Annotated in this window: 22 protein-coding genes and 1 pseudogene; 7 read left to right on the forward strand and 16 right to left on the reverse strand. The window is 64.7% G+C overall.

The features are described from left to right. Position 1: 1 nt before the first annotated feature. The 4 genes from F3H96_RS08480 to F3H96_RS08495 all read right to left on the reverse strand — a co-directional run bounded on the left by F3H96_RS08480 (position 2) and on the right by F3H96_RS08495 (position 3,961). Positions 2-778, reverse strand: coding sequence for an ATP-binding cassette domain-containing protein (locus tag F3H96_RS08480; protein ID WP_149791488.1), 777 nt, complete (start codon positions 776-778; stop codon positions 2-4). Further along, positions 775-1,767 (reverse strand): ABC transporter permease, encoded by a 993-nt coding sequence (locus F3H96_RS08485; RefSeq protein WP_149791489.1) that lies wholly within the window; start codon positions 1,765-1,767, stop codon positions 775-777. Before F3H96_RS08485 ends, F3H96_RS08480 begins: the two co-directional genes overlap by 4 nt. Before the next feature lie 66 nt (positions 1,768-1,833). Then, positions 1,834-2,823 carry a substrate-binding domain-containing protein gene (locus F3H96_RS08490; protein ID WP_149791490.1) on the reverse strand — a complete coding sequence of 330 codons (990 nt, stop codon included), beginning with the start codon at positions 2,821-2,823 and terminating at the stop codon, positions 1,834-1,836. A 61-nt stretch (positions 2,824-2,884) separates the two neighbouring features. Beyond that, complete coding sequence (locus F3H96_RS08495) at positions 2,885-3,961, reverse strand: LacI family DNA-binding transcriptional regulator (RefSeq protein ID WP_149791491.1); 1,077 nt, start codon at positions 3,959-3,961, stop codon at positions 2,885-2,887. Positions 3,962-4,107: 146 nt separating this feature from the next. Here F3H96_RS08495 and F3H96_RS08500 point away from each other — a divergent pair, with 146 nt between their 5' ends. Next, the gene (locus tag F3H96_RS08500; protein WP_149791492.1) at positions 4,108-5,139 is read left to right on the forward strand and encodes a hydroxyacid dehydrogenase; all 1,032 of its coding nucleotides are present in this window, start codon (positions 4,108-4,110) and stop codon (positions 5,137-5,139) included. 46 nt (positions 5,140-5,185) lie between these two features. On the opposite strand, the gene otsB is transcribed toward F3H96_RS08500, so the two are convergent. The 4 genes from otsB to F3H96_RS08520 form a co-directional block, all read right to left on the reverse strand. Beyond that, positions 5,186-5,968 carry a trehalose-phosphatase gene (gene otsB, locus F3H96_RS08505; protein WP_149791493.1) on the reverse strand — a complete coding sequence of 261 codons (783 nt, stop codon included), beginning with the start codon at positions 5,966-5,968 and terminating at the stop codon, positions 5,186-5,188. After that, a complete protein-coding gene (locus F3H96_RS08510; protein ID WP_149791494.1) occupies positions 5,965-7,758 on the reverse strand; it encodes a trehalose-6-phosphate synthase in 1,794 nt (597 codons plus the stop codon). The genes otsB and F3H96_RS08510 overlap by 4 nt, the downstream gene beginning before the upstream one ends. Positions 7,759-7,906: 148 nt before the next feature. Continuing rightward, a complete protein-coding gene (locus tag F3H96_RS08515; RefSeq protein ID WP_149791495.1) occupies positions 7,907-10,069 on the reverse strand; it encodes an amylo-alpha-1,6-glucosidase in 2,163 nt (720 codons plus the stop codon). 39 nt (positions 10,070-10,108) lie between these two features. Then, positions 10,109-11,167: a glycosyltransferase family 4 protein gene (locus F3H96_RS08520; RefSeq protein WP_149791496.1), complete on the reverse strand. Its 1,059-nt coding sequence runs from the start codon at positions 11,165-11,167 to the stop codon at positions 10,109-10,111. 270 nt (positions 11,168-11,437) lie between these two features. Here F3H96_RS08520 and F3H96_RS08525 point away from each other — a divergent pair, with 270 nt between their 5' ends. The 3 genes and pseudogenes from F3H96_RS08525 to F3H96_RS30880 all read left to right on the forward strand — a co-directional run. Then, positions 11,438-12,643 (forward strand): ROK family transcriptional regulator, encoded by a 1,206-nt coding sequence (locus F3H96_RS08525; protein WP_149791497.1) that lies wholly within the window; start codon positions 11,438-11,440, stop codon positions 12,641-12,643. A 3-nt stretch (positions 12,644-12,646) separates the two neighbouring features. Then, the gene (locus F3H96_RS08530; RefSeq protein ID WP_149791498.1) at positions 12,647-13,147 is read left to right on the forward strand and encodes a peptide deformylase; all 501 of its coding nucleotides are present in this window, start codon (positions 12,647-12,649) and stop codon (positions 13,145-13,147) included. 16 nt (positions 13,148-13,163) lie between these two features. Next, positions 13,164-13,259, forward strand: a pseudogene (locus tag F3H96_RS30880) (LysR family transcriptional regulator); the annotation flags it as partial. A gap of 3 nt (positions 13,260-13,262) precedes the next feature. Here F3H96_RS30880 and F3H96_RS08540 read toward each other — a convergent pair. The 3 genes from F3H96_RS08540 to F3H96_RS08550 form a co-directional block, all read right to left on the reverse strand. After that, positions 13,263-14,609: a sorbosone dehydrogenase family protein gene (locus F3H96_RS08540; protein ID WP_149791499.1), complete on the reverse strand. Its 1,347-nt coding sequence runs from the start codon at positions 14,607-14,609 to the stop codon at positions 13,263-13,265. Continuing rightward, positions 14,596-15,048 (reverse strand): DUF2231 domain-containing protein, encoded by a 453-nt coding sequence (locus tag F3H96_RS08545; RefSeq protein WP_149791500.1) that lies wholly within the window; start codon positions 15,046-15,048, stop codon positions 14,596-14,598. Before F3H96_RS08545 ends, F3H96_RS08540 begins: the two co-directional genes overlap by 14 nt. 138 nt (positions 15,049-15,186) lie before the next feature. Then, positions 15,187-16,563, reverse strand: a complete 1,377-nt coding sequence (locus F3H96_RS08550) for an aspartate aminotransferase family protein (protein ID WP_149791501.1) — start codon at positions 16,561-16,563, stop codon at positions 15,187-15,189. Between the two features lie 198 nt (positions 16,564-16,761). Between F3H96_RS08550 and F3H96_RS08555 the strand changes: the two genes are divergently transcribed. Together F3H96_RS08555 and F3H96_RS08560 are read left to right on the forward strand one after the other, a co-directional pair. Continuing rightward, on the forward strand, positions 16,762-17,877 hold the full coding sequence (locus F3H96_RS08555) for an NAD(P)/FAD-dependent oxidoreductase (RefSeq protein ID WP_149791502.1): 1,116 nt from the start codon (positions 16,762-16,764) through the stop codon (positions 17,875-17,877). A 124-nt stretch (positions 17,878-18,001) separates the two neighbouring features. Further along, a complete protein-coding gene (locus F3H96_RS08560) occupies positions 18,002-19,498 on the forward strand; it encodes an aldehyde dehydrogenase family protein (protein ID WP_149791503.1) in 1,497 nt (498 codons plus the stop codon). Positions 19,499-19,550: 52 nt separating this feature from the next. On the opposite strand, the gene F3H96_RS08565 is transcribed toward F3H96_RS08560, so the two are convergent. The 4 genes from F3H96_RS08565 to F3H96_RS08580 all read right to left on the reverse strand — a co-directional run bounded on the left by F3H96_RS08565 (position 19,551) and on the right by F3H96_RS08580 (position 24,046). Further along, a complete protein-coding gene (locus tag F3H96_RS08565) occupies positions 19,551-20,459 on the reverse strand; it encodes an intradiol ring-cleavage dioxygenase (RefSeq protein ID WP_149791504.1) in 909 nt (302 codons plus the stop codon). Positions 20,460-20,490: 31 nt separating this feature from the next. Next, positions 20,491-21,552 (reverse strand): maleylacetate reductase, encoded by a 1,062-nt coding sequence (locus F3H96_RS08570; protein WP_149791505.1) that lies wholly within the window; start codon positions 21,550-21,552, stop codon positions 20,491-20,493. Positions 21,553-21,855: 303 nt separating this feature from the next. After that, positions 21,856-22,848: a cell division protein FtsZ gene (ftsZ, locus tag F3H96_RS08575; protein ID WP_149791506.1), complete on the reverse strand. Its 993-nt coding sequence runs from the start codon at positions 22,846-22,848 to the stop codon at positions 21,856-21,858. Between the two features lie 157 nt (positions 22,849-23,005). Further along, positions 23,006-24,046, reverse strand: coding sequence for a proline racemase family protein (locus F3H96_RS08580; protein WP_149791507.1), 1,041 nt, complete (start codon positions 24,044-24,046; stop codon positions 23,006-23,008). A 95-nt stretch (positions 24,047-24,141) separates the two neighbouring features. On the opposite strand from F3H96_RS08580, the gene F3H96_RS08585 reads away from it, so the two are divergent. Then, a complete protein-coding gene (locus tag F3H96_RS08585; RefSeq protein WP_149791508.1) occupies positions 24,142-25,101 on the forward strand; it encodes a dihydrodipicolinate synthase family protein in 960 nt (319 codons plus the stop codon). Positions 25,102-25,201: 100 nt separating this feature from the next. On the opposite strand, the gene fghA is transcribed toward F3H96_RS08585, so the two are convergent. Continuing rightward, positions 25,202-26,035: an S-formylglutathione hydrolase gene (gene fghA, locus F3H96_RS08590; RefSeq protein WP_149791509.1), complete on the reverse strand. Its 834-nt coding sequence runs from the start codon at positions 26,033-26,035 to the stop codon at positions 25,202-25,204. Positions 26,036-26,051 lie beyond the last annotated feature (16 nt).

Raw genomic sequence — 26,051 nt, forward strand, 5'->3', positions numbered from 1 at the left:
GTCAGCCTCGTTGCTCATGCGCCGCCGCTGCGGCGATATCGCCGCCGCCGACGATGCGGCTGACGACTTCGTTCATATTGGTCTTGGCGGTGACGAGATCGGCATCCGCTCGGCCATGGCGCAGCACCACGATGCGGTCGGTGACCGACAGCACGTCGTTCAGCCGGTGCGAGATCAGGATGACGGCTATGCCTTCCGACTTGAGCCGCCGGATGAGGTCGAGCACGCTCTGCACCTCGCGCACGGCAAGCGCCGCGGTCGGTTCGTCCATGATGACGAGCTTCGGATTGAAGGTCAGCGCACGCGCGATCGCCACGGTCTGCTGCTGTCCACCCGAGAACGAACCGACGGAGCGGTTGATCGACGGCAGATGCGCGCCCAACCGCTCGATCATCCTGGCCGCCTGGCGGTCCATCTCGCCCTTGTCGACGAAGCCGGGCAACAGGCCGAACAGGCGTTTCGTCGGCTCGCGTCCCAGGAAGATGTTCGAGGCCACATCCTGCTGTTTGGCTAAAGACAGATCCTGGTAAATCATCTCGATGCCAAGACGGCGGCGCTGGCCGGGGTCGAGCGCAAGGATGTCCTCGCCGTCGAACTCGATCGAGCCGGTGTCGGCGCGGTAGATGCCGGTGATGGTCTTCATCAGCGTCGATTTGCCGGCGCCGTTGTCGCCGACCAGACCGACAACCTCGCCGGCCGCCACCGACAGGTCGACGCCATGCAGCACGTCGACCGCGCCGAAACTCTTGCGGATGCCGTGAAGCGAAAGCAGGGTCATACCCGCGACTCCTTCCGCACCTGGTACTGGTCGATGAAGACCGCGAGGATCAGCACCGCGCCGATTGCCATCTGCTGGTAGTAGGACTGCACCGCAAGCAGCGTCAGCCCGTTCTGCAGCACGCCCATGATCAGTGCGCCGATCATCGTGCCGAGGATCGACGCGCGCCCGCCGAAGAGGTTGGTGCCGCCGATAATGGCGGCCGTGATCGCGGTGAGCTCGTAGTTGATGCCGGCGGTCGGATCGCCGGCATTGACGCGAGCGGTGAAGAGCAGACCCGCGAGCCCGGCGAGCGCGCCGGAGAGCGTATAGATGATGCGGCGGTGATGCTCGACGCGAATGCCGGCGGCGCGCGCGGCGCCCTCGCTGTCGCCCAGCGCCAGGGTGTGGCGGCCGAAGCGCGTGTAGGCAAGCGCCGCATGGGCCACGATCGCGGTGAGCACGAGGATGATGACCGGCATCGGAATGCCGAGCGGCCGGCCCTGCCCGATATAGACGATCTCTGGCGGCAGCCCGTAGATCGCCCTGCCCTGCGAGATCACCAGCGCCAGGCCACGCGCCAGGCCCAGCATGCCGAGCGTGACGATGAAGGCCGGCACGAAAGCGCGGGTCACGAGTTGGCCGTTGATGTAGCCGGCGATCGCGCCGGCGAGGATGCAGGCGATCACCGCCAGCACCGAGGGCCAGCCGAGATTGACGGCGACGAAGGCTCCCGCGACGCCGGCCAGCCCCATCACCGAGCCAAGCGAAAGGTCGAGCCCGCCCGAGCCGATGACGAAGGTCGCCGCTATCGCCAGCACGCCGATCGTCGATGTCGCGAGCAGGATGTTGAGGAAATTGCTGAGCGACAGGAAGTAAGGCGATAGCAGCGCCATCGCCGCGCTCAGCGCCAGAAGCACCACCAGCGACTCCAGCCTGATGTGGAGCCTTTCGACGGATATATGCTGCACCCGAGCCCAGAAGCTGGGCCGCGTCGTTTCGGAAGCCATATTGCCTCGCTGTTGCAAAAAAGTTGGCTGGCGCAGGGTAGACCCGCGCCAGCCCGTCCGGGAGGACTATTTCACATATTGCAGCATCGGCTCCTTGCCGGCGTCGATCACGTCCTTGGTCAGCACCAGCGTCGGGACGGCGATGCTGTCCTCGACCTTCTCGCCGGCCAGTGCCTTCTTGACGTTTTCGACCGCCTGCTTGCCGACCAGGTAGGGAAGCTGCGCCACCGAGGCATTGAGGCGGCCTTCCTTGATCGACTTCACGGCGTCGGAGTTGCCGTCGACGCCGATCATCGTCACCTGCGAGCCCTTGCCGGCGGCGTAAACGGATTCCACGGCGCCCAGCGCCATGCCGTCATTGGCGCAAAAGATGGCGACGAGGTCGGGATGCGCGGTCAGCGTGTCGGTGGCGATCGAGGCGGCCTTGCCGCGGTCCCAGTCGCCCGGCAGCGAGGCGACGATCTCAAGCCCGGGCGCCAGTTCCTTGAGCTTGTCGGCAAAGCCCTTGGCGCGCTTCTCGCCGGTGATGTTGCCAGACAGGCCTTCGATGACCAGCACCGGACCCTTGGCGTCCTTGCCCAGCTTGGTGGCGAGGTATTCGGCGCCCTGCGCCCCGGCGGCGATGTTGTCGGAACCGATATGGAAGGTGACCTTGACGCCCTCCTTGTCGAGCACCGCCTGGTCGAGATTGTTGTCGAGGTCGACGATCTTGATGCCTGCCTCCTGTGCCGACTTCAGGCAAGGCAGAAGATTGGTCGAGTTGATCGCGGCGGTGATCATCGCCACCGGCTTGCGTTCCAGCATGGTGTTGCACAGGTTGAGCTGCGGCTCGGCCGCCTGGTCGCTCTCGGCCGCCTGCTGGAAATATTTCACGCCGGCTTCCTTGGCGCCGTCCGCCACGCCCTGCGCCATCGCGCCCCAGAACGGATTGGCCAGCGTCTTCATCAGCACGCCATATTCGCCGTCCTCGGCCTTGGCGGTGCCGACGGCGCAAAACGCCAGCGCGACACCCAAGGCAAGTGTAAATCGATTTATCTTTGTCAGATGCGATATCATCCTATCCTCCGTTTGATCTTTGGCGCCGGATGCCTCGGCCAGGGCCGGCGCTCGCTTGCGTTCACGACAATGGGGGCTGTTGTCGGTCTCCTCCCCCGGGATGCGGACCGTTACCTGGCGAGCCAACGGATTCCCGCATCAACACCTGACAGGGTTCGAGCCGCGCCGTTGGTGGTCCCTCGGCGCCCTCGATCCTGCGAAACAAAAGGGTCATCGCCTCGCTGGCGATCTGGCGCACGGGTTGTACCACGGCGGCGATCGCCGGCCAGGTCACCTGCATCCATTCGGCGTCGTCGAAGCCGACCAGTGAGATGTCGTTCGGGCAATGCCAGTCACGCCGGCGGAATTCGGACAGCGCGACGAGCGTGCCCTTCAAAAGCAGCGAATAGACGGCGGTCGGTCGCTCGCCCCTGGCAAAGTAATCGCGAAGCGAAGACCGCAGCGGCTCGACGCTCACTTCCGAGGTGATGACGTCGATGCGCACCGACGGGTTGAGCGCCAGCGCCTGCGTGCGAAAACCCTCGAGGCGGGCGCGCACCGTCGCCGCCTGCTCGGCAAGGCCGATAACCAGGATATGGCCGTGCCCCTTGCCGACCAGCATTCGCGCCACCTCGGCACTGGCGGCGGCGCTATCGGCCGATACCGTGTCGAAGGCGTCGTCGGAGAGCACGCGGTCGATCAGGACGCCGGTCATGCCGTTGGATTTCATGAAGGCGGCGGCCGGGCCGTGCTCGTTGCGCACCGGCGCCAAGACCACACCGGCCACGCGCCAGTCATGCATGCGGGCGAGGATTTCCGTCTCGCGCGCTTCCGATTCACGGCTCGACGCCGCGACCAGCGTGTAGCCACGTTGTTCGGCGAGGCCTTCGAGTTCGGTGACCATCTGGCCGAAGAACTCGCTTTCGAATTCCGGCATGATGGCGCCGATGATACGGCGCTTGGCGCGCCGCATGTCGGAGGCGAGCGGATCGACGCGGTAGCCCAAATGCTCGACGGCATCGAAAACACGCTGCGCGTTTTCCGGCTTCACCGTGGTGACGCCGGCCAGCACCTTGGAGACGGTGGCCGCCGACACGCCGGCATGGCTTGCCACGTCATGGATCGACGGACGCCGCTGCGGGCTCTTGTGTTGCGCCATTGACCTCCTCCCCGAGTGCGGGCAGCCGCGCGCTGCCTTGCCAATATAAACGATAAATCGATTTTTCGCAGTTGTAAATCGGTTCATCGGGAGTAAAACTGGAAAGATGTGATTGACGCGATCCAATCGTGCCCGGGAGGAAAAACATGTCCGACAATGCCTTGCCGCTGGTCATCAGTGCGCCCGAGCCGCGCACGCTCGACCTGATTTTCACGCCGTCGCAACTGGCGCTGTTTCGCAGGAAATATCGCATCGTCGAGACAACGCCCGAAGGTGTGGCGGAGTTGCCGACCGATGTGCTGGCCGAAGCGCGCTATATCGTCGGTCAGCCGCCGATTTCAGCCGAAACGCTGGAGAAGCTGAAGGTGTTGCGCTGCATCTTCAATGTCGAGACCAATCTCCTCAACAACATGCCCTATGAGACGCTGTTCGCACGCGGCATCCATGTCGTCACTACCGGCCTGGTCTTCGCCGAGCCGGTCGCCGAGCTCGGCCTGGCCATGGCGCTGAACCTGGCGCGCAACATCGTCGATGCCGACCTCGCGTTTCGAGAGGGCAAGGAATTGTGGGGCGGCGACGGTAACCAGAGCGCGCGCCTGCTCTCGGGCGCCGATGTCGGCATCATCGGTTTTGGCGATCTTGGCCGCGCCCTCAACCGCCTGCTGACCGGCTTCCGCACCCGCACCAAGGTCTTCGACCCTTGGCTGCCGCCGTCGATCCTCGTCGACAACGGCGTCGAGCCGGCCTCGCTGGACGAGGTGTTGTCGCAGAGCGATTTCGTCTTCGTCGTCGCTTCCGTCACCAGCGAGAATCAAGGCTTCCTGGGCGCCGATGCCTTTGCCAGGATGCGCAAGGGCGCCGCCTTCATCTTGCTCAGCCGCGCCGGGGTCGTCGATTTCGCGGCGCTGATGCAGGCGGTGAAGAGCGGCCGCATCGTTGCCGCAAGCGACGTCTTCCCGCAAGAGCCGCTGGCGCAGGACCACCCGGTGCGCACGCTTGCCGGCTTCCTGCGCTCGGCGCATCGTGCCGGCGCCCTCGATGTCGCCTTCAAGCGCATGGGCGACATGGTGCTGGAGGACATGGACCTGATTGACCGCGGCCTGCCGCCGCTGCGATCCAAGCGCGCCGAGCGCGAGACGGTTTCGCGAATGCGCTCCAAGCCGGTCGACAGGAATTAGAGCAATTCCAGTCCCGGAACCGCTGCACGCTTCCGAGCGGCATGCGCTAGGCGACGAGATCGCTGCTTGCTGCTTGCTTGCCCGGCTCTGCGAAATTGGCCTTGAGCCAGGTGATCGCGCTGGCGACGTCTTCGATGGCGAAGCGCGCGGCCGTCTCGCCTTGCGGCTTCACGCGGATAGAAATTCCTCCCGCCGCATTGACGGTCTCGAAGCCGTTCTCGTCGGACGTATCGTCGCCCAGGAACACGGGACGCCTGCCGGTGAACGGATCGATCTGCATGAAGCGGCGGATCGCGGCGCCCTTGGCCGCCTCCAGCGGCATCAGCTCGACGCCGGCATTGCCGGCGATCACGCGGTAGCCTTTCGGCAGGCGGCCAAGCGCGGCCTCGACCAGTTCCGTCGCCCGCGCCAGAAGCTGCGGCGCGGCCCTGGTGTGGATCGCCAGCACCGGACCCTTGCGCTCGACATAGACCGCCTTGCTTGCCAGCTCCAATTCGATCTCGTCGGCGAGTGCCGCCATGTCCGCCGGCTCGTCGGCGGCCTCGATCCGTCCAGCTGGAGCGATCCTGTGCTCCAATCCGTAGAGGCCGGCGATGCGCAGTTTCAAGGGATCGAACAGCTGGTCCACGGCTTCGATCGAGCGGCCGGTGATGAAGGCCAGCGCTCCGTCCAGCCGCCGCTCCATCGTTCCCAGCAGGTGCCGCAACTCGCCGCTGACCGACACGCTGTCCGGATGCGCCGCGTGCTCCAGCAAGGTGCCATCGATGTCGAGGAAAAGCGCCCACCGGCCTTCGGGAAGCGGCGGGGTAAGGTCTGCCTGAATGCTCATCGGAATCCGACTGCGTGTTTGCGTTCGAACATGGAGACGACATTGTCGCCGGTGGGGCCGGTCGGCCGGTCGTATGAAGCGGTGACCCGATCAAGCTCGCCGCGCTTTCTCAACCGCGCCGCGTCGAGCAGCATGCTGCCGGCCCAGCGAAAGACATTGTTGTCGCGGACGATCTCGCGCATGCGCCGCATGCGCTCGCGCTGCTCGTCCGGTCCCATGGTCAGCGCCTGCAGCATGGCCTCGCTCATTGTCGCCGCGTCGTAAGGATTGACGATGAGCGCCTCCAGCAGCTCGCGCGAGGCGCCGGCGAAGGTGCTGAGCAGCAGCACGCCCTGCTCGTCGTCGCGCGACGCCACGAACTCCTTGGCGACGAGGTTCATGCCGTCATGCAGGCTGGTGACCATGCAGATGTCGGCCGCACGATAGATCTCGTACACGCCTTTTTGAGAGTGATGTTCCGCCACCAGCACGACCGGCTGATAGGTGTCGTTGCCGTAGCGCTGGTTCAGCTCGTCGGCATAGCGCAGGCATTCCTCGTGCAGATGCTTGTAAGCCGGTAGCGTGCCGCGGCTGGGTGCGGCGATCTGAAGGAACACCACTTCTCCGATCGTTTCTGGATGGCGAATGAACAGCTCCTCCAGCGCGTGGAAGCGGTCGAGGATGCCCTTGGTGTAATCGAGGCGCTCGACGCCGACGCATAGTTTGGCATCGGCTGGAATGTCGAACCGTTTGCGGATCCGCGCGCTGCACTCTTCGACACCGGGCAGCGCCTTGAGCAACTCGACTGGCCATTCTATCGAGATCGGATAGGCATGCACCAGCGTGACCTGGCCGCCATAGGAGACGGCCGCATCGGCGCGCTCGATCCGGCTTTCCATGAAGCGGTCGACGCTCTCGGTGAAATTGTTGGCATGGAACTGCGTGTGGAAGCCCATGATCGAGCTGCCGAGCAGGCCGTCGAGGATGCGCTCGCGCCACGGGCAGATGCTGAACACTTCCGAGTTCGGCCACGGGATATGCCAGAAGGTGATGATGATCGCCTCCGGCAGCCGCTCGCGGATCATGCGCGGCAAAAGCGCGAAGTGGTAGTCCTGGACCAGAACGATCGGCCGCTCGTTGCGCGCCTCGGCGACAACCGTGTCGGCGAATTTGCGGTTCACGGCCTCATAGGTCTCCCAGTCCGACTCGCGGAAGATCGGCCGCGTGAACGCGATATGGCAAAGCGGCCACAGGCCTTCGTTGGCAAAGCCAAGATAGTAGCCCTGGTATTCGTCGTCGCTCAGCCAGACGCGGCGCAGTGTGTACGATGGATTGCCGGGCGGCACCTGCACACGGTCGCTCGCGTCGACCACCGCCCGGTCGGCGCTGCCGCCGCCATAGGCGATCCAGGTGCCGGCGCAGGCGCGCGTGATCGGTTCAAGCGCCGAGACCAGCCCGCTCGCCGGCACGACGAGCTCGACGTCGCCGTCCTTGGTCTCGTTATGGATGTAAGGTTCGCGATTGGAGACGACGATCACCTGGGCATCCGGCAACTCGTCGGCGAGGATCCTGCGCACCGTGTCCGGCGACCAGGTGACCAGAGCCGCGTCGACCGACTGCCCGTTCTTCTCGAATTCGCGCAGCACCTTGCGCGCGGCTTCGGCGGCAAAGTCGTCGCCCGAGCCTGGCGAAGCAGCAGCTTTCGAATGATGACGACGATGCCGGGACATCGAAATGAAGATCGCGATAGCGGAAAGTGCGAGGCTTGCGAGAATAAGGACCAGTAAGAGGTCGGCGCCATATTGTGTCATTGAAATGCCAGGTAGCCTCCGGCTGTCCGCTCATTGTCTTGGTTCTGGCCCCCTGCAGACGGGCAGGCCGGTTCAGGTCTGCAACGCACAAACCGGCCATGGGTTCCGACATTTTTCGATTGTCGAACTTGGGGTTGCAGAACTTTATTTACGTACGCACGATGAGTGGCACCTGGCCCTCGTGCCGGTCGGACAGGAAGGCGACGACGCGGTCGCCGACCCGCTGGAAGGTGAGATCGACGGCCTTGTCGCCGACCGAGAGATGGCGGAGCGTGAGCGTGTCGATGCCGATCGGCAGCCTCGGGCGCGTGACATGCAATTCGCCTTGCCAGCCGTCGATTTCCAGGCCCAGGCAGGCCTGCATCAGCATGAAGGCGGAGCCCGCCGACCAGGCCTGCGGCAGGCAGGCGACGGGATAGGCGATGGGCGCCTCGCCGGGCGCGCGGGTGAAGCCGCAAAACAGTTCGGGTAGCCGCATGTTGAAATGCACGGCCGACTCGAAGGTGCCGCTCATCAGCCGCACCACGCTGTCGCGTTCGCCGTAACGCGCCAGGCCCACGCCGCAAAGCGCCGTATCATGCGGCCAGATCGAGCCGTTGTGGTAGGACATCGGGTTGAAAAACACCGCATCGTCGGCGAGCGTCCTCAGTCCCCAACCGGAATGGAAGGAGGCCGACAGCAACTGGTCTGCGACCAGCTTGGCCCGCTCGGGCTGCGGCAGCCCGACGAACAGCAGGTGCCCGGCATTTGATGTGCGAACCTTGCATGGCCGGCCCTCGCCATCGATGGCCAAGGCATAGAAGTTCATGTCGTCGAGCCAGAAATCGCGTTCCACGGCGATCCGCATTTCCTCGGCGCGGCCTTCCCAGTGTTCGGCGTCCGCGAATTCGCCGCGGCGGCGCGCAAGTGCGGCCATGCCACGGAAGGCGGCAAAGACATAGCCTTGCACTTCGACCAGCGCGATCGGTCCCTTGGGGATGCGGCCGTCGGCGTGGAACACCGAATCGAAGCTGTCCTTCCAGCCTTGGTTGGCGAGGCCGGATTCGGCGGCGCGCTGGTAGGTGACGAAGCCGGTGGCGCGGCTCGCCTCCTCCGTCCATTCGGCGGCGGCCTTGAGCGATGGCCACAGCTTGTCGATGAAGGCCATGTCGCCGGTGCGGTCGGCATAGGCCGAAGCGAGATGGATATAGAGCGGCGTGGTGTCGACGCCGCCATAATAGCGCCCGAACGGAAGCTCGCGCAGCGCCGCCATCTCGCCCTTGCGCGTCTCATGCATGATCTTGCCCGGCTGGGAATCGCTGAAGGGCGACGTCTCGGTCGCCTGATGTTCGGCCAGATAGGCAAGCACGCCGCGCGCCAGTCCGGGATTGAGCCAGAGCATCTGCAGGCTCGAGATCACGCCGTCGCGGCCGAACGCGGTCGAAAACCACGGAATGCCGGCATAGGGATAAGGCCCGGTCGGTAGCTCCGTCGTGAGCAGCGCTACATCGGCACGGGCGCGCTCGACCCAGTCGTTGAAGACGCGGCCCGAGCTGCGCACCGTCGCGCCATGCCGTCGCTTGGCGCGCATTCCGAACCGGGCACGCGCCGCGGCTGCGCGGAACCGGTCTCGATTGGGAGCCTCGGAAGCTTCCGGGCCGATTTCTACATAAAGCACCTTGCTGCTGCGCTTGGTCACCGCGATCAGGAAGTCGGCACGATTGTCGCCCAGTTTGTCGGGCGCCTGCGAGAACGAGATCGCCGACAGGCGCGGCAGCCCGTCAAGGCCGTCATATCCCAGCATGACGGACTCCTTTTCGGTCTTCGCGACATGCGTCGTTCCGCGCTTTACCCTGGTCGAACCGCGCACCTCGAACATGTCGCGGAAGTCGGCGGCGAAATGCAGCGAGACCGTGATGGTCGAATGCTCGCGGCTGTAGTTGGAAAGCGTGATGCGTTCGAACAGCCGGTCCTGCCAGAGCAGCCGGACACGCTCGATGTGGATCGCGCCCTGCGGGATGTCGCGGCCGGCGGCGCTTTGGATCGGCAGGTTGGTCAGGTTGGAGGTGAACAGCACGTTGTCCTGGCTCAGCGAAGCGCCGAGCAACGACATCTGCCTGCCGCCGATGGTCAGCCGGAACTCGGAAAGCACGCGGGTGTCGTCGCGGAAGAAGCCGTCGCCCGCCCCTCTGATGTCGCCATAGGCATCGGCGACCGCGAAACAATCGCCCTGCTTGAGCGCAAAGAGCCGGTGCGGTTCCCGCGGCGCCATTTCGTCGAGCGAGGAAAGGGCCACGGCAGGATCGAGCTTGCGCTCGTCGAGCTCCGTCATTCGTCACCTCTTCGTTTGCCCCACCCTGGGCCGTCAAGGTCAAGAGGCCTTGGCCTGCGCTATGCCGGTCAGCCGCATATAGGCAGCGAGGTAGTCGCGCGCCATTCTTGCGGCCGAGAACCTTTTCTCGAAGACTGCCCTTACCTGCCGACGATCGACCTTGAGAAGGGCCGGCATCGACGCGACGGCATCGTCGACATTATCCACTACGAAGCCAGTGACGCCGTTGTCGACGATCTCCGGCAAGGCGCCGTTGTTCCAGGCGATCACCGGTGTGCCGCAGGCCATGGCCTCGATCGCGACAAGGCCGAACGGCTCGGGCCAATCGATTGGAAACAGCAGGCCCGCAGCATTGCCGAGAAACGCCTCCTTCTCGTCTTCCGTGATCTCGCCGACGTAGTCGACGCGGTCGCCATCGATGAGCGCCTCGATATTATCGTGAAAATAAGCGCGGTCGTCGTCGCCGATCTTGGCCGCCAGCTTCAACCTCAAGCCGCAGCGGCGCGCGATATCGATCGCAAGGTCCGGCCGTTTGTCGCGCGACAGGCGACCCAGGAAGGCGAGATACGGCTCTTCCGCCGGCGGCTCATAGGTCGGCCGGTAGGCATCGAGCGGCAGTCCGTGATGGATCGTGGCGAGCCAGTTGGCGTCGGGCAAGCCGCGCTTCTGGCTGTGCGATATCGAGATCATCGGGAAACGCGGAAAGCGTTTGTAGGCCGGCGCCAGATCGACATAGTCCAGCCGGCCGTGCGGCGTCGTCACCGTGCGCCCCGCGATTTGCTCGAAGAAAGGAAAATGCAGGAAGTGGCTGAGATGAAAATGGATAACGTCGAACTCGCCGGCGCGCTCGCGCACTTCGGCAAGCATCGCCAGATGCGCGGCGATCTCCGATTTCTTCGGACGCGGGTCGAGGCGTATCGCCTGGTCGCGACCGGGCACCAGCCGCGCCGATGTCTCGCTGTCGCCGCTCGCGAACAACGTCACATCGTGCCCGTGTTCCACGAGCGCCTCGGTGATGTAAAAGACGATCCGCTCGGTGCCGCCATAAAGTTTCGGCGGCACCGATTCATAAAGCGGCGCGACATGGGCAATGCGCATCGAGTCCCTCGGCTGTTGACGCGAAGCAAAATGCGTCAGCCGCGAGATCGTTCCTGCCCAATTCGTCGCGGCTAGGCCGATGCCCTGCGGCCCGCCGCGCCAGGATGGTCGCGACCGGCAAAAGCACGACGGACGGCGCCATCATCAAGGTGCCGCGGCGGTGATGGCGGGCGAAAGCCTTTCTCGCAGGCCAGCCTTGGCGCCACATAACTAAATCAACTTGATTTTCTAAAGTAGTATCATACACTTGCCGCGACTGGTGACTACCGCATGATTGTCAAGAAAGCCATCTCCGGCACAAATCTCGAGCAGGCGAAATCGCATAACCGGCGTGTGGTGATCGAGACGATCCGCACCAACGGAGCGTTGTCGCGGGCGGTCATCGCGAGGCTGACGGCGCTGTCGTCTCAGACAATCTCCAACATCGTCGAGGAGTTGGAGCAGGCCGGCGTGCTGCGGCCGGAAGCGACGCTGAAAGGCGCTCGCGGCCAGCCCGCCGTCCCTTATTCCATCAATCCCGACGGCGGCTATTCGATCGGCCTGCAGCTCGACCACCAGCTCGCGGTCGGCGTCGTCACCGACCTCTCCGGCACGATGCGCGCCCGCATCGAAAGGCATGTGGACCGGCCCGGGCCCGCGGAGGCCATGCCGTTGCTGGCCGCGATCTCAAGCGACCTGATCGCGACGTCCCGCCTCGACCGGAGAAAGCTGCTCGGCATTGGCATGGCGATGCCGGGGCCTTTCGGCGTCGAGGGCATGACCTCGGTCGGCCCGACCGCCCTCCCCGGCTGGCAGGACTTTCCAGTGGCGGAAGAACTGGAACGGTTGACCGGCATTGCCGTGACCGTCGAGAACGACGCCACCGCGGCGGCGATAGGCGAGCGGCTTTATGGCGTTGCCCGCAAGCTCGACAGCTTCGTCTATCTCTTCATCGGAACGGGTCTCGGCGCTGGGCTCTTCCTCGACGGTCATCTCTACAAGGGCAGCCGCCACAATGCCGGCGAGATCGGCCACATCATCGTCCGGCCGGGCGGCCTGCCCTGCGACTGCGGCAAGCGCGGCTGCCTGGAGCGCTACGTCTCGCTGCGCGCGGCATATGACAGGCTCGATCTGCCGGATCCCGACCACGCTTCTCCCGAGCTGCTGGAGGACCTGCTGGCAAAGGGCGACAGCCGCTTCAAGGCCTGGCTCGCCGAGGCGGTCGAGCCATTGCGGCAGGCAATCGACATCCTGGAAATGGCGCTCGACCCCGAAACCGTCGTGCTCGGCGGCTTCATGCCGCTGCCGGTGATCGAGGCTTTGGCCAGCCGGCTGGAACCGCTCCATCTCTCGGTGAGCTCGACCAGCGCCCGTGCCACGCCGCGCGTCGTGGTCGGCGCCGCTGGCAAAGACACGTCCGTTCTCGGCGCGGCCGCGCTGCCGATCTTTTCGGAAACCAACCCGCAATTCGACGTGCTGCAGAAGCCGGTCACCTGACACATGGCGGTCCGGCCGATCATAAAGTTCCCCGATCCCCTGCTGCGCACAGTCGCGGATCCCGTAGAGCTTTTCGACAGCGATCTGCGCAACCTGGCCGGCGATCTCATCGACACCATGCACGCGGCGCCCGGCATCGGCATAACCGCCCCGCATATCGGCATCTTGAAACGCCTTGTCGTGATCCAGGTGCCTTCTGCCGCAAAGCCGGCGATCTATGTGAATCCGTCGATTGTCGAGACCTCCACCGAAACGATCCGCCATCCGGAAGGCAGCGTTTCGATGCCTGGCGTGACGGAAGACGTCGAGCGCCACGCCCGCGTGCGGGTTCGCTATCAGGATCTCGAGGGCAAGGAGCAGTTCGAGGACGCGGCGGGTCTGCTGGCGGTCTGCCACCAGCATGAGATCGATCAGCTCGACGGGCTCTTCTGGACGCACAGGCTATCGCGCCTGAAGCGCGACCGCCTGATCAAACGCTACGGCAAACTGACACGGGCGTCCTAGATTCGCGACGTTGCGACTGATGGAAGAAGCGCTGATCTGCCTGCGCGAACGCAGCGGCGGCAAGCTGGTGCGCGCCTTCCTCGACATGGCCCGCTCGATGTCAGGGGATTGAACCTCACGTGGATCCGGGTGCCGCGGCTGTAACGCGCCACACCGTGTTTCCGACGTCATCGGCAATCAGCAGCGCGCCGGACCTGTCGACGGCAACGCCTACCGGGCGGCCCCTCGCCTCGCCCTTGTCGTTGAGGAACCCGGTGACGACGTCCTGTGCCATGCCGTTCGGATGCCCGCCGCTGAACGGCACGAAGACCACCTTGTAGCCGTTGAAGCGCGAGCGGTCCCAACTGCCATGCTCGCCGACGAAGGCGCCGCCGCGATAGGATTGCGGCAGGCTGCTTGCGGTATAGAAGGCAAGTCCGAGCGGCGCGACATGCGAACTCAGCGCATAGTCCGGCGGGATGGCCTTGGCCACCATGTCGGGCCGTTGCGGCATGACGCGCGGATCGACATGCTGGCCATAATAGCTGTAGGGCCAGCCATAGAAGGCGCCGTCCTTCACCGAGGTCATGTAGTCCGGCACCAGGTTCGGTCCAAGCTCGTCGCGTTCGTTGACCACGGTCCAAAGCGCCTTGCTCTCGGGTTCGAACGACAGTCCGTTGGGATTGCGCAGTCCGCTGGCGAAAATACGCCAGCGGCCGGTGGCGCGGTCGACCTCCCAGATCGCGGCGCGGTCCTTCTCGGCCTGGATGCCGTTCTCGGTGATGTTGCTGTTCGAGCCGACGCCGACATAGAGCAACGAGCCATCGGGGCTCGCAACCAGGCTCTTCGTCCAGTGGTGATCGATCGGACCGCCCGGCAGTTCCGTCAGCACCTTGCCGGGTGCGGTGATCTTGGTGTCGCCCGGCTGGTATGGGTATCGCACGATCGCGTCCGTATTGGCGACGTAAAGGTCGTTGCCGACCAGCGCCACGCCGAAGGGCGAGTTGAGGTGGTCGAGGAACACTCCCTGATAGTCCAGCTTGCCGTCGCCATTGGTGTCGCGCAGCAGCGTGATGCGATTGCTCGGCCCGGTGTCGCCGCCCGAGGTGACCCAGCCTTCCACCAAGCCCATCACGATGTCCTTGGGCCGCTTGACCAATGCCTCGGTCGGCGCCTTCGATTCCACCACCAGGATGTCGCCGTTCGGCAGCACGTAGAGCGAGCGCGGATGCTGAAGCCCCTTGGCCAGTGGCTCGATCTGCAAGCCTTGCGCGACGGTCGGCTTTTCGTCGTTCTTCCAGCCGACCACCGGGGCCAGATGCATGGGCGGGAACAGATACTGATTTATCTCCGGCAGTTTTGGATTTGGACCGATTTGCGCGTTCGGGTCCGTGTTGTCGTCGCTGCAGCCGGCAACACCCAATGCCATTGCGCAGCAAAGCGCCGCGATCGTCGACCTGATTGCGCTATCACGTCGTCTCATCGGCCACTCCTACTTGATGGCGATAGACCAGCCCCCAGCCGAGCCAACCCGTGAAGATCAGGATGATCACCACCAGCGCAGAGAGGATCAGCCCGGTCGGCACCACGGAAGTCCAGGCATCGCGCGTGTGGACGAGCATGTTGAAGAACGACAGAACGAGCGCGACGAGGTTGCCTGCCATGTGCAGCCATGCAGTCGGCTGCTCGCGAATCTTGCGACCCCCTAGAAAGTCGGTAAGCCCCGCAATGGCGGCCAGAATGCCCACGATGACGCCGACGGTGACGAGCCAGGCGGAGAAATTAGCCCACGTCATTTCGGCGGTCCGCCAGTAGACGATATCGGTAAGCAAGGTCCCGACGAAGCAGGCGATCGGGATCGTGACGAGCATGGGATGGATGGGATGGCCGGCTATGCTTGCCGTGGATCGCGGATTGTCCATGCAGAAGCTCCTTTCCGCGCTGCTGCTGCAATTCAACAGCGAGAAAACACAAATGTTCCGCTGGAAATTCTTGCGGTCACCAGAAGGTGAATGCCCAGATTAGTCGGGCCGAGGAGCCTACGATTGACGGAACCCTTTTCAGCCCCGCGGGTGAACCTGCGGCAAGGCTGTGTCGAGCGAGCACTCGAACGCATCGACCAGCGTGTCGATCTGGGCCTCGGTGATGATCAGCGGCGGGCAGAAGGCAATCGCATCGCCCATATTGCGCGAGATGACTCCGTTCTGCTGCAGGAAGCCGTTGACCAGCGCGCCGAGCGCTGACGGCTTGCCCCAAGGCGCCTTGCTTGCCTTGTCGGCGACAAGTTCGACCGCCGCGATCAGGCCGACGCCGCGCACTTCACCGACCAGCGGATGCGAGGCGAGCCGGCGCAGCCTTGCCTGCAGATGCGCGCCGACCTTGCGCGCATTGCCGACAAGGTCGCGCTCCTCGATCAGCTTTATGTTCTCCAGCGCGACGGCCGCTGCGACCGGATGGCCGCCGCCGGTGAAGCCGTGCCCGAAGGTGCCGATGCGGTCGCTTTCGTCGGCGATCGGCTCGAACACGCGATCGTTGATCAACAGCGCCGAGATCGGCAGGTAGGAGGAGGAAATCTGCTTCGACAGCACCATGATGTCGGGCTTCATGCCGAAGGTCTGCGAGCCGAACATCTCGCCGGTCCTGCCAAAACCGCAAATCACCTCGTCGGCCACCAGCAGGATGCCGTATTTCGACAGCACGGCCTGGATCTTTTCCCAATAGCCGGCGGGCGGAACGACGACGCCACCGGCGCCCATCACCGGCTCGCCGATGAAGGCCGCGATCGTTTCAGGCCCCTCGGCAACGATAAGCTTTTCCAGATCGTCGGCGAGCCGGGAGGCGAACTGCTCTTCGCTCTCGCCGGGCGGGGCATCGCGCCAGTGATGCGGCGTCGACGTGTGCAGTATATTGGCGATTGGCAGGTCGAAGGAGAGATGATTGTTGGGCAGGCCGGTCAGGCTGGCCGAGGCGATGGTGACGCCGTGATAGCCGCGCTTGCGGCTGATGATCTTCTTGCGCGCCGGCTCCCCGAGCGCGTTCGACCGATACCAGATCATCTTGATCGCCGTGTCGTTGGCCTCGGAGCCAGAATTGGTGAAATAGGCCTTGCTCATCGGCACCGGCGCCATCTGCACCAGCTTCTCGGCCAGGTCGATCAGCGGCGAATGCGCCTTGGAGCCGAAGTCGTGATAGTAGGGCAGCTTCGACATCTGTCTTGTCGCTGCTTCGACAAGGCGCTTTTCCGAGAAGCCGACGGCAACGCTCCACAAACCCGCCATCGCCTCGATGTAGCGATTGCCGGCGACGTCCTCGACATAGACGCCATCGCCCTTTTCGATGACCAGCGGGCCGGTTTCCTGATGCTTGCGGGCGTTGGTGTAGCCATGCATGTGATAGCGAATGTCGCGGGCTTCAGGGGAATTCGGTCTGGCGTCCATCGTGGAGGCTCCTGTCTGCGGGCGTCCAAGACGGAAAAAGGACCGCTCCCTCGTTGAGAAGTCCCGGTATTCCGCCTTGCATTGTCGCGGTTGATGCCCCATCGGGCAGGCTGACCGCAAGAGCCGCAACGTCGAGATCGATAGCGCCAACAAACCTCGGGCCGTCGCGGCCAATGATGTGCAACAGCCGGATTGAGCATGGAACAAGTCGATTGCATCATCGCGGGCGCCGGCGTTGTCGGTCTGGCGATTGCGCGCGGACTGGCCGCGCGGGGCCTCGAAACGCTGATCCTCGAAGCCGCCGACTCCATCGGCACCGAGACCAGCTCGCGCAATTCCGAAGTCATCCATGCCGGCATCTATTACCCGCAAGGCTCGATGAAGGCCCGGCTGTGTGTCGCGGGGCGCGACATGCTCTACCGCTACTGCGCCGACCGTTCGATCCCGCACCGCCGCTGCGGCAAGCTGATCGTCGCGACCGACGGGACGCAGCGGCCGGTGCTGGCGACCATTCACGCCAACGCCGCGGCCTGCGGTGTCGACGGCCTGCGCTTCCTCTCCGCCATGGAGGCGCAGGCGTTGGAGCCGGCGCTGCATTGCACCGCGGCGCTGCTCTCGGCCTCGACCGGCATCGTCGACAGCCACGCGCTGATGCTTGCCTTGCTGGGCGATGCCGAACAGAGCGGCGCAATGCTCTCGCTCAACACCCGCATCGTCTCTGGCCGCATAGAGGCCGGCCGGATCGTGCTGCAGACGACAGACTCGGCAAGCGGCGTTGAGTTCGAAATCGCGGCATCGCGCCTCATCAACGCGGCAGGCCTCGGCGCTGTCGCATTGGCCGGCTCGCTCGAAGGGTTTGGCCGCCAGTTCCTGCCGACGCTTCGCTACGCCAAGGGCAATTATTTCTCGGTTGCCGGGCGCGCGCCCTTTTCGCACCTGGTCTATCCCGTGCCCGAGCCCGGCGGGCTTGGCGTCCATCTTACCCTCGACCTTGCCGGCACTGCCCGTTTCGGACCGGACGTCGAATGGACGGACGCCCTCGACTATCGCGTTGATCCGGCGCGCGGCGAGCGCTTCTACGCTGAAATCCGCAAATACTGGCCCGGTCTGGCAGACGGCAGCCTGCAGGCGGCCTATAGCGGCATTCGGCCGAAGCTGTCCGGCCCGGGCGATGCCAACAGCGATTTCGTGATCCAGGATGCCGCAACGCACGGCGTCGACGGCCTGGTCAACCTGTTCGGCATCGAAAGTCCAGGCCTGACCTCCAGCCTGGCGATCGCCGACCACGTGGCGAGCATGCTGGGCGCAGGCTGATGGACGTCGGGCGAGACGCGCGGGTTGCGCGGGTCCTATTATCTGAATTCCCGTTCAGCTTTCCCTGTTTGAGGTCGCCCGCGCGGAGGAGTAATAGTCCCGTCGCAATTGCGAGGAGGAGACGATGACGCTGAGCTTCGACCCGACGGCGAAGGCCGCGGCCCTCTACCACGGCGAATTCCGGCCGATGTTCATCGGCGGCAAGTGGGTCGCGGCGCAATCCGGTGAAGAGATGCAGGCGCTGAACCCGGCGACGGGCGAGGTGCTGGCGACGGTGCCGCGCGGTTCGGCCGCCGATATCGACGCGGCAGTGGCGGCCGCGCGCGCGGCCTTCGAAGGCCCCTGGTCGAAATTCTCGCCTTACGAGCGGCAGTGCGTGCTGCTCAGGATCGCCGACCTGTTCGAGAAGCATTGGGAAGAGCTCAGCGTCTCCGACACGCTGGACATGGGGCTGCCGATCACGCGCACGCTGGCCAACCGGCGCCGCGTCATCGGCATGTTGCGCTTCTATGGCGGCATGGCGACGGCGCTGCATGGCGAGGCGATAGACAATTCGATCCCCGGCGAGGTCGTCACCTTCACGCGGCGCGAGCCGGTCGGCGTCGTCGGCGCGATCATACCCTGGAATGCGCCGACCGCCGCGTCGGTTTGGAAGATCGCCCCGGCCCTCGCCACCGGCTGCACCATCGTGCTGAAGCCGTCGGAGGATGCATCGCTGACGCCGCTGCTGATCGCGCGGCTGATGCAGGAGGCCGGCGTGCCCGACGGCGTCGTCAACATCGTTACCGGAACCGGCGCCGAGGCCGGCGCGCGGCTTGCCGAACATCCGGACGTCAACAAGATCGTCTTCACCGGCTCGACGCTGACCGGCCAGGCGATCGCCCGCGCCGGCGTCGTCAATCTCAAGCGCGTCTCGCTGGAGCTCGGCGGCAAGTCGCCGATCATTGTCTGTCGCGACGCCGATATCGACAAGGCGGTGCCGGTCGCGGCGATGGCGGTGTTCGTGCATTCGGGCCAGATCTGCATTGCCGGCTCGCGGCTGTTCGTGGCGCGCGAGATCCATGACGAGTTCGTTCGCCGGGTCGCCGAGTTCGCCGGCAAGCTGCGCGTCGGCCACGGCATCGAGGCGGAGACCGAGATCGGGCCGCTGATCAACGCCAGGCAGGCCGGCAAGGTGGAAGGCTACATCAAGGCGGGCAGCGACGAGGGCGCCGTACTCATTGCCGGCGGTTCAAGGCTGACGGGCGACCTCTATGACGGCGGCAACTTCATTGCGCCGACGGTCTTTGGCGCCGTGTCGGACAAGATGACCATCGCGCGGGAAGAAATTTTCGGGCCGGTCATCTCGGCGATGCCTTTCGACACGCTGGATGAGGCCGTCGCTCGGGCCAATGCAACGCCTTACGGTCTGGCGGCCGGTATCTTCACCACCAATCTCGGCACCGCGCACAAGCTTGCCCGCCGGGTCAAGGCCGGCTCGGTCTGGGTCAACATGTACCACGCCATCGATCCGGCCGTGCCGTTCGGCGGCATGAAGATGTCCGGCTACGGTCGCGAAGGCGGCATCGAGCATCTGCACGAATATCTGGAGACGAAGGCAGTCTGGATCCAGACCGATTAAACCGTGCTCGAACCGCCATGAGCCAGTTCCCGCAGGTCGATGCGGATCAGAGTCAAGTTCCCCCGGCTTTTGGGGCCAGGACGAAGTCCCACTCGACGGACCAGAACGGAGCTTCCAAATCAAGCTCGCGCGCCATTTCCCGATCGGTGACTTTCTTGAATTCGGCGATCAGCGAATCCTTCACGCCGAACACGGCGTCCTCGGCGAGGTAGCGGCAATCGGGCGCGAAGATGTGGGTGATGACCGGATCGTAACCCGGGGCGCTGACGATGTAGTGCACATGGGCCGCGCGGTTCGGATGCCGCCCCAGAGCCGCGAGCATCTTTCCGACGGGTCCGTCGTCGGGGATCGGATAGTAGCGCGGCTTGACCGAACGGTACCAGTACGCGCCCGTCTCACTCGTGGTGAAGACGCCGCGCAGGTTCCAGTCGGGCTGAACGTCCTTCTGCTGGACATCGTAGAAGCCGTCGTCATTGGTCTGCCAGACGTCGATCAGCGCGCCGGCGATCGGCTTGCCTTCCGTGTCGAGCACACGCCCGCGCACCACCATCGGCTCGCCCTTGCCGTCAAGGCAGATATTCGCGCCGTGCTCGTAGCGCGGAGCCTCGGGCACATAGAACGGGCCGAGGATGGTGTTTTCGGTGGCGCCGTTCGGGCGCCGGTGATTGATGGCGTCGACGAGCATCGAGACGCCGAGCGTGTCGGAAAGAAGGATGAACTCCTGCCGCCAGTCGGAGCACATCTTGCCGACATCGGTGAGGAACTTGATGCCTTGCAGCCACTCCTCATGCGCCGGCTCGATCTCCTTGATGGCCGCATGCAGGTGTTTCACCAACACGCTCATGACTTCCCGCAGGCGCGGGTCGACATCCGCGCCCATGCGCGCGTTGACCACGTCGACCGAGGTCTCTTCCTCGAAATAGGGATATGTCGGTCGGGCAGCGTCTGCGGTGCCTGTCATGGCGATAGCTCCTCCTGAGAAATTCGCGGGCTCAGGCCCGCGGCGGGTCGCCGGCATAGGCGCGCGCGATGAGGGCCCGGATCGGTTCCCGCTCCAGCGGCCGCGGATTCCAGTAGGGATTGGCCAGCGCACGGTCCGTCGCGATGTCGATCCCGTCGGGCGGCATGCCTATCTGCGACAAGGCGCGCCTGGCGCCTACCCGGCCCGCCAGATCATAAAGCGCCATCGCGGGATCGTCCGCCTTCAACACGGCCCGCAAGGTCTCGATGACGGCCGGAACGGCGGGGGCGTTATAGGCCAGCGCATGCGGCAGCACGATCGTATGGGTCTCCGCGTGCGGCAGGTTGAAACTGCCGCCGAGGGTGTGGCAAAGCTTGTGATGCAGCGCCATGCCGACCGAGCCGAGGCAGATGCCGCAGAGCCACGCGCCATAAAGCGCCTTGGAGCGCGCATCTCGGTCATGCGGGCTCTGCGCGATCACCGGCAAGGCACTCACCAGCGCACCGATGGCCTCCGCCGCCATGAGGTCTATCAACGGGTTGCCTTCCCTGGCGTAGAGCGCCTCGACGGCGTGGGCGATGGCGTTCATGCCGCTGGTTCCGGACAATGAAGCAGGAAGCGTCATCGTCAGATCGACGTCGTAGATGACCACTTCCGGCAGCACCTTCGGGCTCGATTGGGTGACTTTCACGCCATCCTTCGTCTCGCCGAGGATCGGCGTCATTTCCGAGCCGGCATAGGTCGTCGGCATCACGATCTGCGGCAGGTCGGTGCGCAATGCGATCGCTTTGGCGAGGCCCGTCGTGGATCCGCCGCCGACAGCGACCAGCCCGTCGGCCTGGAGGTCCGCCACGACCTGGAGCGCATCCTCGGTCACGGAGACGGGCGTGTGCATCGTCGCCTTGGCATAGACGCCGGCCGCCGTGCCGCCGAGCGATCCGGCAAGACGCCGGGCATCGGTCTCCCGCGGCGGGGTTGCAAGCACGAGCACGCGTTTCAGCCCGAGCCGCTCGATCTCCTCCGACAGCCGCGCGATTGTGCCGGATCCGAAGACGACGCGTGCCGGCTGTCCGTTGTAGACGAAGCTTTTCATTTGAGCCCTCCCCGTCATCGGCATGGTCGAGACAGTTGCCGGCGAAGAACACGACAAGCCTCCCGGGTAAGCGTGATCTGCTAATCTCTACTCCTCCCCGCCGGAACTCAAATCGACTTCCGTCGAATTTGACGACCAATCAGCCCAATACGGACCGACGCGCCGGGTGCCGCAGCCATGAACGCCGGGAGGAAGAGGCGCGCAAGCCCTGCCGCGGCGCGCTGGCCAGCGGCATCTGGCGGTCCGGATTTCCGATTGCGCGGTGCCGTCGCGGACAAGCGCAGCCGCGAGATCGCGGTGGCTTCAGGCGATTCTCTGCTCGAACTGCGCGATGTCCGCGCTCTTGCGCAGACCCGTCGCAACGACGGACACACGGAACTTTCCAGCCAGCGCCTGGTCGAAGATGGCGCCGACGATGATGTCGGCATCGGCGTCGACTTCTTCGCGTATCCGTGTCGCGGCTTCATCGACCTCGAACAGCGTCATGTCCAGGCCGCCGCAGATCGACACCAGCAGCCCCCTGGCGCCCGACATCGATGCCTCGTCGAGCAGCGGATTGGCGATCGCCGCTTCGGCCGCGATCCTTGCGCGTCCCTCTCCGGAGGCCTCGCCGGTTCCCATCATCGCCCGGCCCATGTCCCGCATCACCGACTTCACGTCGGCGAAATCGAGATTGATCAGGCCTTCCTTGACGATGAGATCCGTGATGCAGCCGACGCCGGCGTAGAGAACGCGGTCCGCCATGGCGAAGGCGTCGGCGAAAGTGGTCCTGGCGTCGGCAACCCTGAAGAGGTTCTGGTTCGGGATGACGATCACGGTGTCGGCGCTCTCGCGAAGGCGTTCTATGCCTTCCTCGGCGGCCTGGGTCCTGCGCTTGCCCTCGAAGACGAAAGGCTTGGTGACGACGGCCACCGTCAAGATGCCGGCGTCGCGCGCGGCCCGCGCGATCACGGGCGCGGCGCCGGTCCCCGTGCCGCCCCCCATGCCGGCGGTGATGAAACACATATGCGTTCCCGCCAGATGGTCCATGATCTCGTCGATCGATTCCTCGGCGGCGGCGCTTCCGACCTGGGGCAAGGATCCGGCGCCCAGGCCCTCGGTCACATGCGCGCCCAACTGGATCAGCCGCGACGACTTCGACATCGTGAGCGCCTGGGCGTCAGTATTGGCGACGACGAATTCGACGCCCTGCAAGCCCTCGGCGATCATGTTGTTGACGGCGTTTCCGCCTGCGCCCCCGACCCCGACAACGGTGATCTTGGGCCTCATCTCCAGGATTTCCGGCTTGACGGTCATTTTTTCATCTTTCTACCGAAAGCACCGCGCTGCTCCACCGCGCGACCATGCGGAACCGGAGCAACGAGCACACGAATCAGGCGATCCCCACCAACCCTAGGGAATCAGAGCACGCGCCTCCCCGCAAGGTCCACTCGGACACCCATCGCGGATCTCGCTATTGCGTGACCGAGGTCGAGGTGCCCCAGGTGTCCGACAGCACATAGCCTTGCGGATAAGGGTCCGTCGGATCGAGATAGTAATTGTGCTCGCCGGTGATCCAGGCGCGGCCGGTGATCTCAGGAACGATCGCCTTGCGTCCGGCGATTTCGGTCTGTTCCACGATCCTGCCGGTGAAGCGGGAGCCGATGATGGATTCGTGGATCAGAACCTCGCCCACGCGCATCAGGCCGCGGGCTTGCAGCACGGCCATGCGCGCCGACGTGCCGGTTCCCGTCGGGCTGCGGTCGGAGCGTCCGGGCGAGACGATGCAGGTGTTGCGCGTGACGTTGCCCGGCCCCTCGAACGGCATGGCGAACTGCACGATCGACACCCCGCGCACATTGTCGAACTCCGGGTGGACGACATCGAGCTGCTTGCGCGCGGCGCGTCGAATCTTCTCACCGATCACCGCCAGGTCGCGCGCCTCGTCGGGAACGACCGAGAAGCCAAGCGCCTTGGCGTCGACGATCGCGTAGAACATGCCGCCATAGGCGATATCGACCTTCAGCGCGCCGATCCCTTCCACCTCGATGTCGGCATCGAGGCGTTCGGCGAATGCAGGGGCATTGCGAAGTGTGATCGACAGGCATTTGCCGTCGCGGCATTCAGCGCGCACCTCGACGACACCGCCCGGCATGTCCAGTTTGAAGCGCGTCTCGGGCTCGTTCATCGGCACCATGCCGGTCTCGAGCAGCACCGTGGCGACGCAGATCGTGTTGGAGCCGGACATCGGCGGGTATTCCGTCGGCTCCATGATGATGGCGCCCGCGACGCAGTCCTCGCGCGTCGACGGAACCAGGAGATTGACGTGCCGGGCAACGCTGCCGCGCGGCTCGCAGATCAGCATGCGCCTTATATGGTCGTGATCGCGTTCCATCGTGATCATCTTTTCCATCATCGTGCGACCCGCCGGCGGCAGCACGCCGCCCACGATGACGTCGCCGACCTCGCCCTCGGCATGGCAACCGACGACGCGAATGCTGGTTCTCGTACGCATTGTTTCTCCCTGTCGTCCGCGACTATCCGCTTGGCAATCGGTTCTTTGCGGGACAAACTGATCAATCTGCGCGCCAGCCTCAAGGAGAATCCGAAATGACCGCCAACGTTTTTTCCGGCTGCATGCCGGCGCTGATGACGCCTTGCACCAACGACCGCCTTCCCGATTTCGACGCGCTCGTGCGCAAGGGTCGCGAGTTGATCGCGTCCGGCATGTCGGCTGTCGTCTATTGCGGCTCCATGGGCGACTGGCCGCTGCTGAGCGACGCGCAGCGCATGGAAGGCGTGGAGCGCCTGGTGAAGGCCGGCGTCCCGGTGATCGTGGGAACCGGCGCTGTCAACACCGCCAGCGCCGTCGCGCACGCCGCCCATGCCCAGAAGGTCGGCGCACGGGGTCTTATGGTGATCCCGCGCGTTTTGTCGCGTGGACCGTCGGTCACCGCGCAACGCCATCACTTCAAGGCGATTCTGGCGGCCGCCCCCGATCTCCCGGCGGTCATCTACAACAGCCCTTATTATGGCTTTGCCACGCGCGCCGATCTCTTCTTCGCGCTGCGCTCCGAACATCCGAACCTGGTCGGTTTCAAGGAATTCGGCGGCCCGGCGGATTTGCGCTATGCGGCGGAAAACATCACCAGCCGCGATGATGAGGTTGCGCTGATGATCGGCGTCGACACCGCCGTCTTCCACGGCTTCGTCAACTGCGGTGCCTCCGGCGCCATCACCGGCATCGGCAACGTGCTGCCCAAGGAAGTGCTGCATCTGGTGGGTCTCAGCCGGGCGGCCGCGAAGGGCGATGCCGAAGCGCGCCGGTTGGCGCAGGAGCTGGATGGCGCGCTCGCCGTGCTGTCCTCCTTCGACGAAGGCCCAGACCTGGTACTTTATTTCAAGCACATGATGGTGCTCAAGGGTAACCCCGAATACAGGCTGCACTTCAACGAGACGGATGCGCTGAGCGACAGTCAGCGCGGCTATGCCGAGCAGCAGCTCAAGCTCTTCGACGCCTGGTATGCGCAGTGGTCAAGGCAGCCCGTGATGGCACGGTACGCGGCCTGAGCTCATTCGGCGCGAGATCGCCAACCAAGTCGAAACCCGTCGTTGGCGATTGGCGATGGTCTCCCCAGCTGATGACCGGGCTGGAGCGTCTGACGCCACGCTATGCCAGCCGCGCCGCATGCCACCTCAAATGGTCGTCCATGAAGGTGGAGATGAAATTGTAGGAATGGTCGTAGCCATCCTGCATACGCAGCGTGAGATCGATGCCTGCCTTCCTGCAGGCTTCTTCGAGCAGCCACGGACGCAGACCCTCCCGCAGGAACCCGTCGGCGGTGCCCTGGTCGACCAGCACCTCGCCAAAGCGATAGCCGTCCTCGATGAGCAGCGTGGCGTCGTAAGCGCGCCAGCTCTTATCGTCCCCTCCGAGATATTTCTCGAATGCCGGCCGCGACCAGCCCGCCGTGCTGGGCTGCACGATCGGCGCGAAAGCCGAGCAGCTCCGGAAGCGACTGGGGTTCTTCAGCGCGATCGTCAGCGCGCCATGTCCGCCCATCGAATGGCCGAAGATGGCCTGGCGTGACATGTCGACTGGGAAGTTAGCGGCGATCAGCGACGGCAATTCCTCGGCGATGTAGGAGTACATGCGGTAGTTCTTCGCATAGGGCTGCTCGATCGCGTCGAGGTAAAAACCAGCACCGCAACCGAACTGCCAATTGTCCTTTTCGTCCGGAACGTCGGTGCCGCGCGGGCTGGTGTCGGGGCACACGATGACGAGCCCCAGCTCGGACGCCAGGCGCCGGTACTCGCCCTTGTCCATGACGTTGGCATGCGTACAGCTGAGGCCCGACAGGTACCAGAGAACCGGGAGCGGCGCGTCCTTGGCCTGGGGCGGCACGAAGACGGCAAAGGTCATGTCGCAGGCGCAGGCCGCGGAGGCATGCGAATAGACGCCTTGGACGCCGCCATGCGATCTGGACGTGGAAACGACGTTCATTGCTCGTGCCTTCTCG

This window comes from Mesorhizobium sp. NFR06 (assembly GCF_900115245.1).
Classification (GTDB): domain Bacteria; phylum Pseudomonadota; class Alphaproteobacteria; order Rhizobiales; family Rhizobiaceae; genus Mesorhizobium.

Excerpts from the sequence above, each read along its gene's own strand:
- F3H96_RS08480 (WP_149791488.1), bottom strand. The coding sequence starts at position 778 with ATGACCCTGCTTTCGCTTCACGGCATCCGCAAGAGTTTCGGCGCGGTC.
- F3H96_RS08485 (WP_149791489.1), bottom strand. The coding sequence starts at position 1,767 with ATGGCTTCCGAAACGACGCGGCCCAGCTTCTGGGCTCGGGTGCAGCAT.
- F3H96_RS08490 (WP_149791490.1), bottom strand. The coding sequence starts at position 2,823 with ATGATATCGCATCTGACAAAGATAAATCGATTTACACTTGCCTTGGGT.
- F3H96_RS08495 (WP_149791491.1), bottom strand. The coding sequence starts at position 3,961 with ATGGCGCAACACAAGAGCCCGCAGCGGCGTCCGTCGATCCATGACGTG.
- F3H96_RS08500 (WP_149791492.1), top strand. The coding sequence starts at position 4,108 with ATGTCCGACAATGCCTTGCCGCTGGTCATCAGTGCGCCCGAGCCGCGC.
- otsB (WP_149791493.1), bottom strand. The coding sequence starts at position 5,968 with ATGAGCATTCAGGCAGACCTTACCCCGCCGCTTCCCGAAGGCCGGTGG.
- F3H96_RS08510 (WP_149791494.1), bottom strand. The coding sequence starts at position 7,758 with ATGACACAATATGGCGCCGACCTCTTACTGGTCCTTATTCTCGCAAGC.
- F3H96_RS08515 (WP_149791495.1), bottom strand. The coding sequence starts at position 10,069 with ATGACGGAGCTCGACGAGCGCAAGCTCGATCCTGCCGTGGCCCTTTCC.
- F3H96_RS08520 (WP_149791496.1), bottom strand. The coding sequence starts at position 11,167 with ATGCGCATTGCCCATGTCGCGCCGCTTTATGAATCGGTGCCGCCGAAA.
- F3H96_RS08525 (WP_149791497.1), top strand. The coding sequence starts at position 11,438 with ATGATTGTCAAGAAAGCCATCTCCGGCACAAATCTCGAGCAGGCGAAA.
- F3H96_RS08530 (WP_149791498.1), top strand. The coding sequence starts at position 12,647 with ATGGCGGTCCGGCCGATCATAAAGTTCCCCGATCCCCTGCTGCGCACA.
- F3H96_RS08540 (WP_149791499.1), bottom strand. The coding sequence starts at position 14,609 with ATGAGACGACGTGATAGCGCAATCAGGTCGACGATCGCGGCGCTTTGC.
- F3H96_RS08545 (WP_149791500.1), bottom strand. The coding sequence starts at position 15,048 with ATGGACAATCCGCGATCCACGGCAAGCATAGCCGGCCATCCCATCCAT.
- F3H96_RS08550 (WP_149791501.1), bottom strand. The coding sequence starts at position 16,563 with ATGGACGCCAGACCGAATTCCCCTGAAGCCCGCGACATTCGCTATCAC.
- F3H96_RS08555 (WP_149791502.1), top strand. The coding sequence starts at position 16,762 with ATGGAACAAGTCGATTGCATCATCGCGGGCGCCGGCGTTGTCGGTCTG.
- F3H96_RS08560 (WP_149791503.1), top strand. The coding sequence starts at position 18,002 with ATGACGCTGAGCTTCGACCCGACGGCGAAGGCCGCGGCCCTCTACCAC.
- F3H96_RS08565 (WP_149791504.1), bottom strand. The coding sequence starts at position 20,459 with ATGACAGGCACCGCAGACGCTGCCCGACCGACATATCCCTATTTCGAG.
- F3H96_RS08570 (WP_149791505.1), bottom strand. The coding sequence starts at position 21,552 with ATGAAAAGCTTCGTCTACAACGGACAGCCGGCACGCGTCGTCTTCGGA.
- ftsZ (WP_149791506.1), bottom strand. The coding sequence starts at position 22,848 with ATGACCGTCAAGCCGGAAATCCTGGAGATGAGGCCCAAGATCACCGTT.
- F3H96_RS08580 (WP_149791507.1), bottom strand. The coding sequence starts at position 24,046 with ATGCGTACGAGAACCAGCATTCGCGTCGTCGGTTGCCATGCCGAGGGC.
- F3H96_RS08585 (WP_149791508.1), top strand. The coding sequence starts at position 24,142 with ATGACCGCCAACGTTTTTTCCGGCTGCATGCCGGCGCTGATGACGCCT.
- fghA (WP_149791509.1), bottom strand. The coding sequence starts at position 26,035 with ATGAACGTCGTTTCCACGTCCAGATCGCATGGCGGCGTCCAAGGCGTC.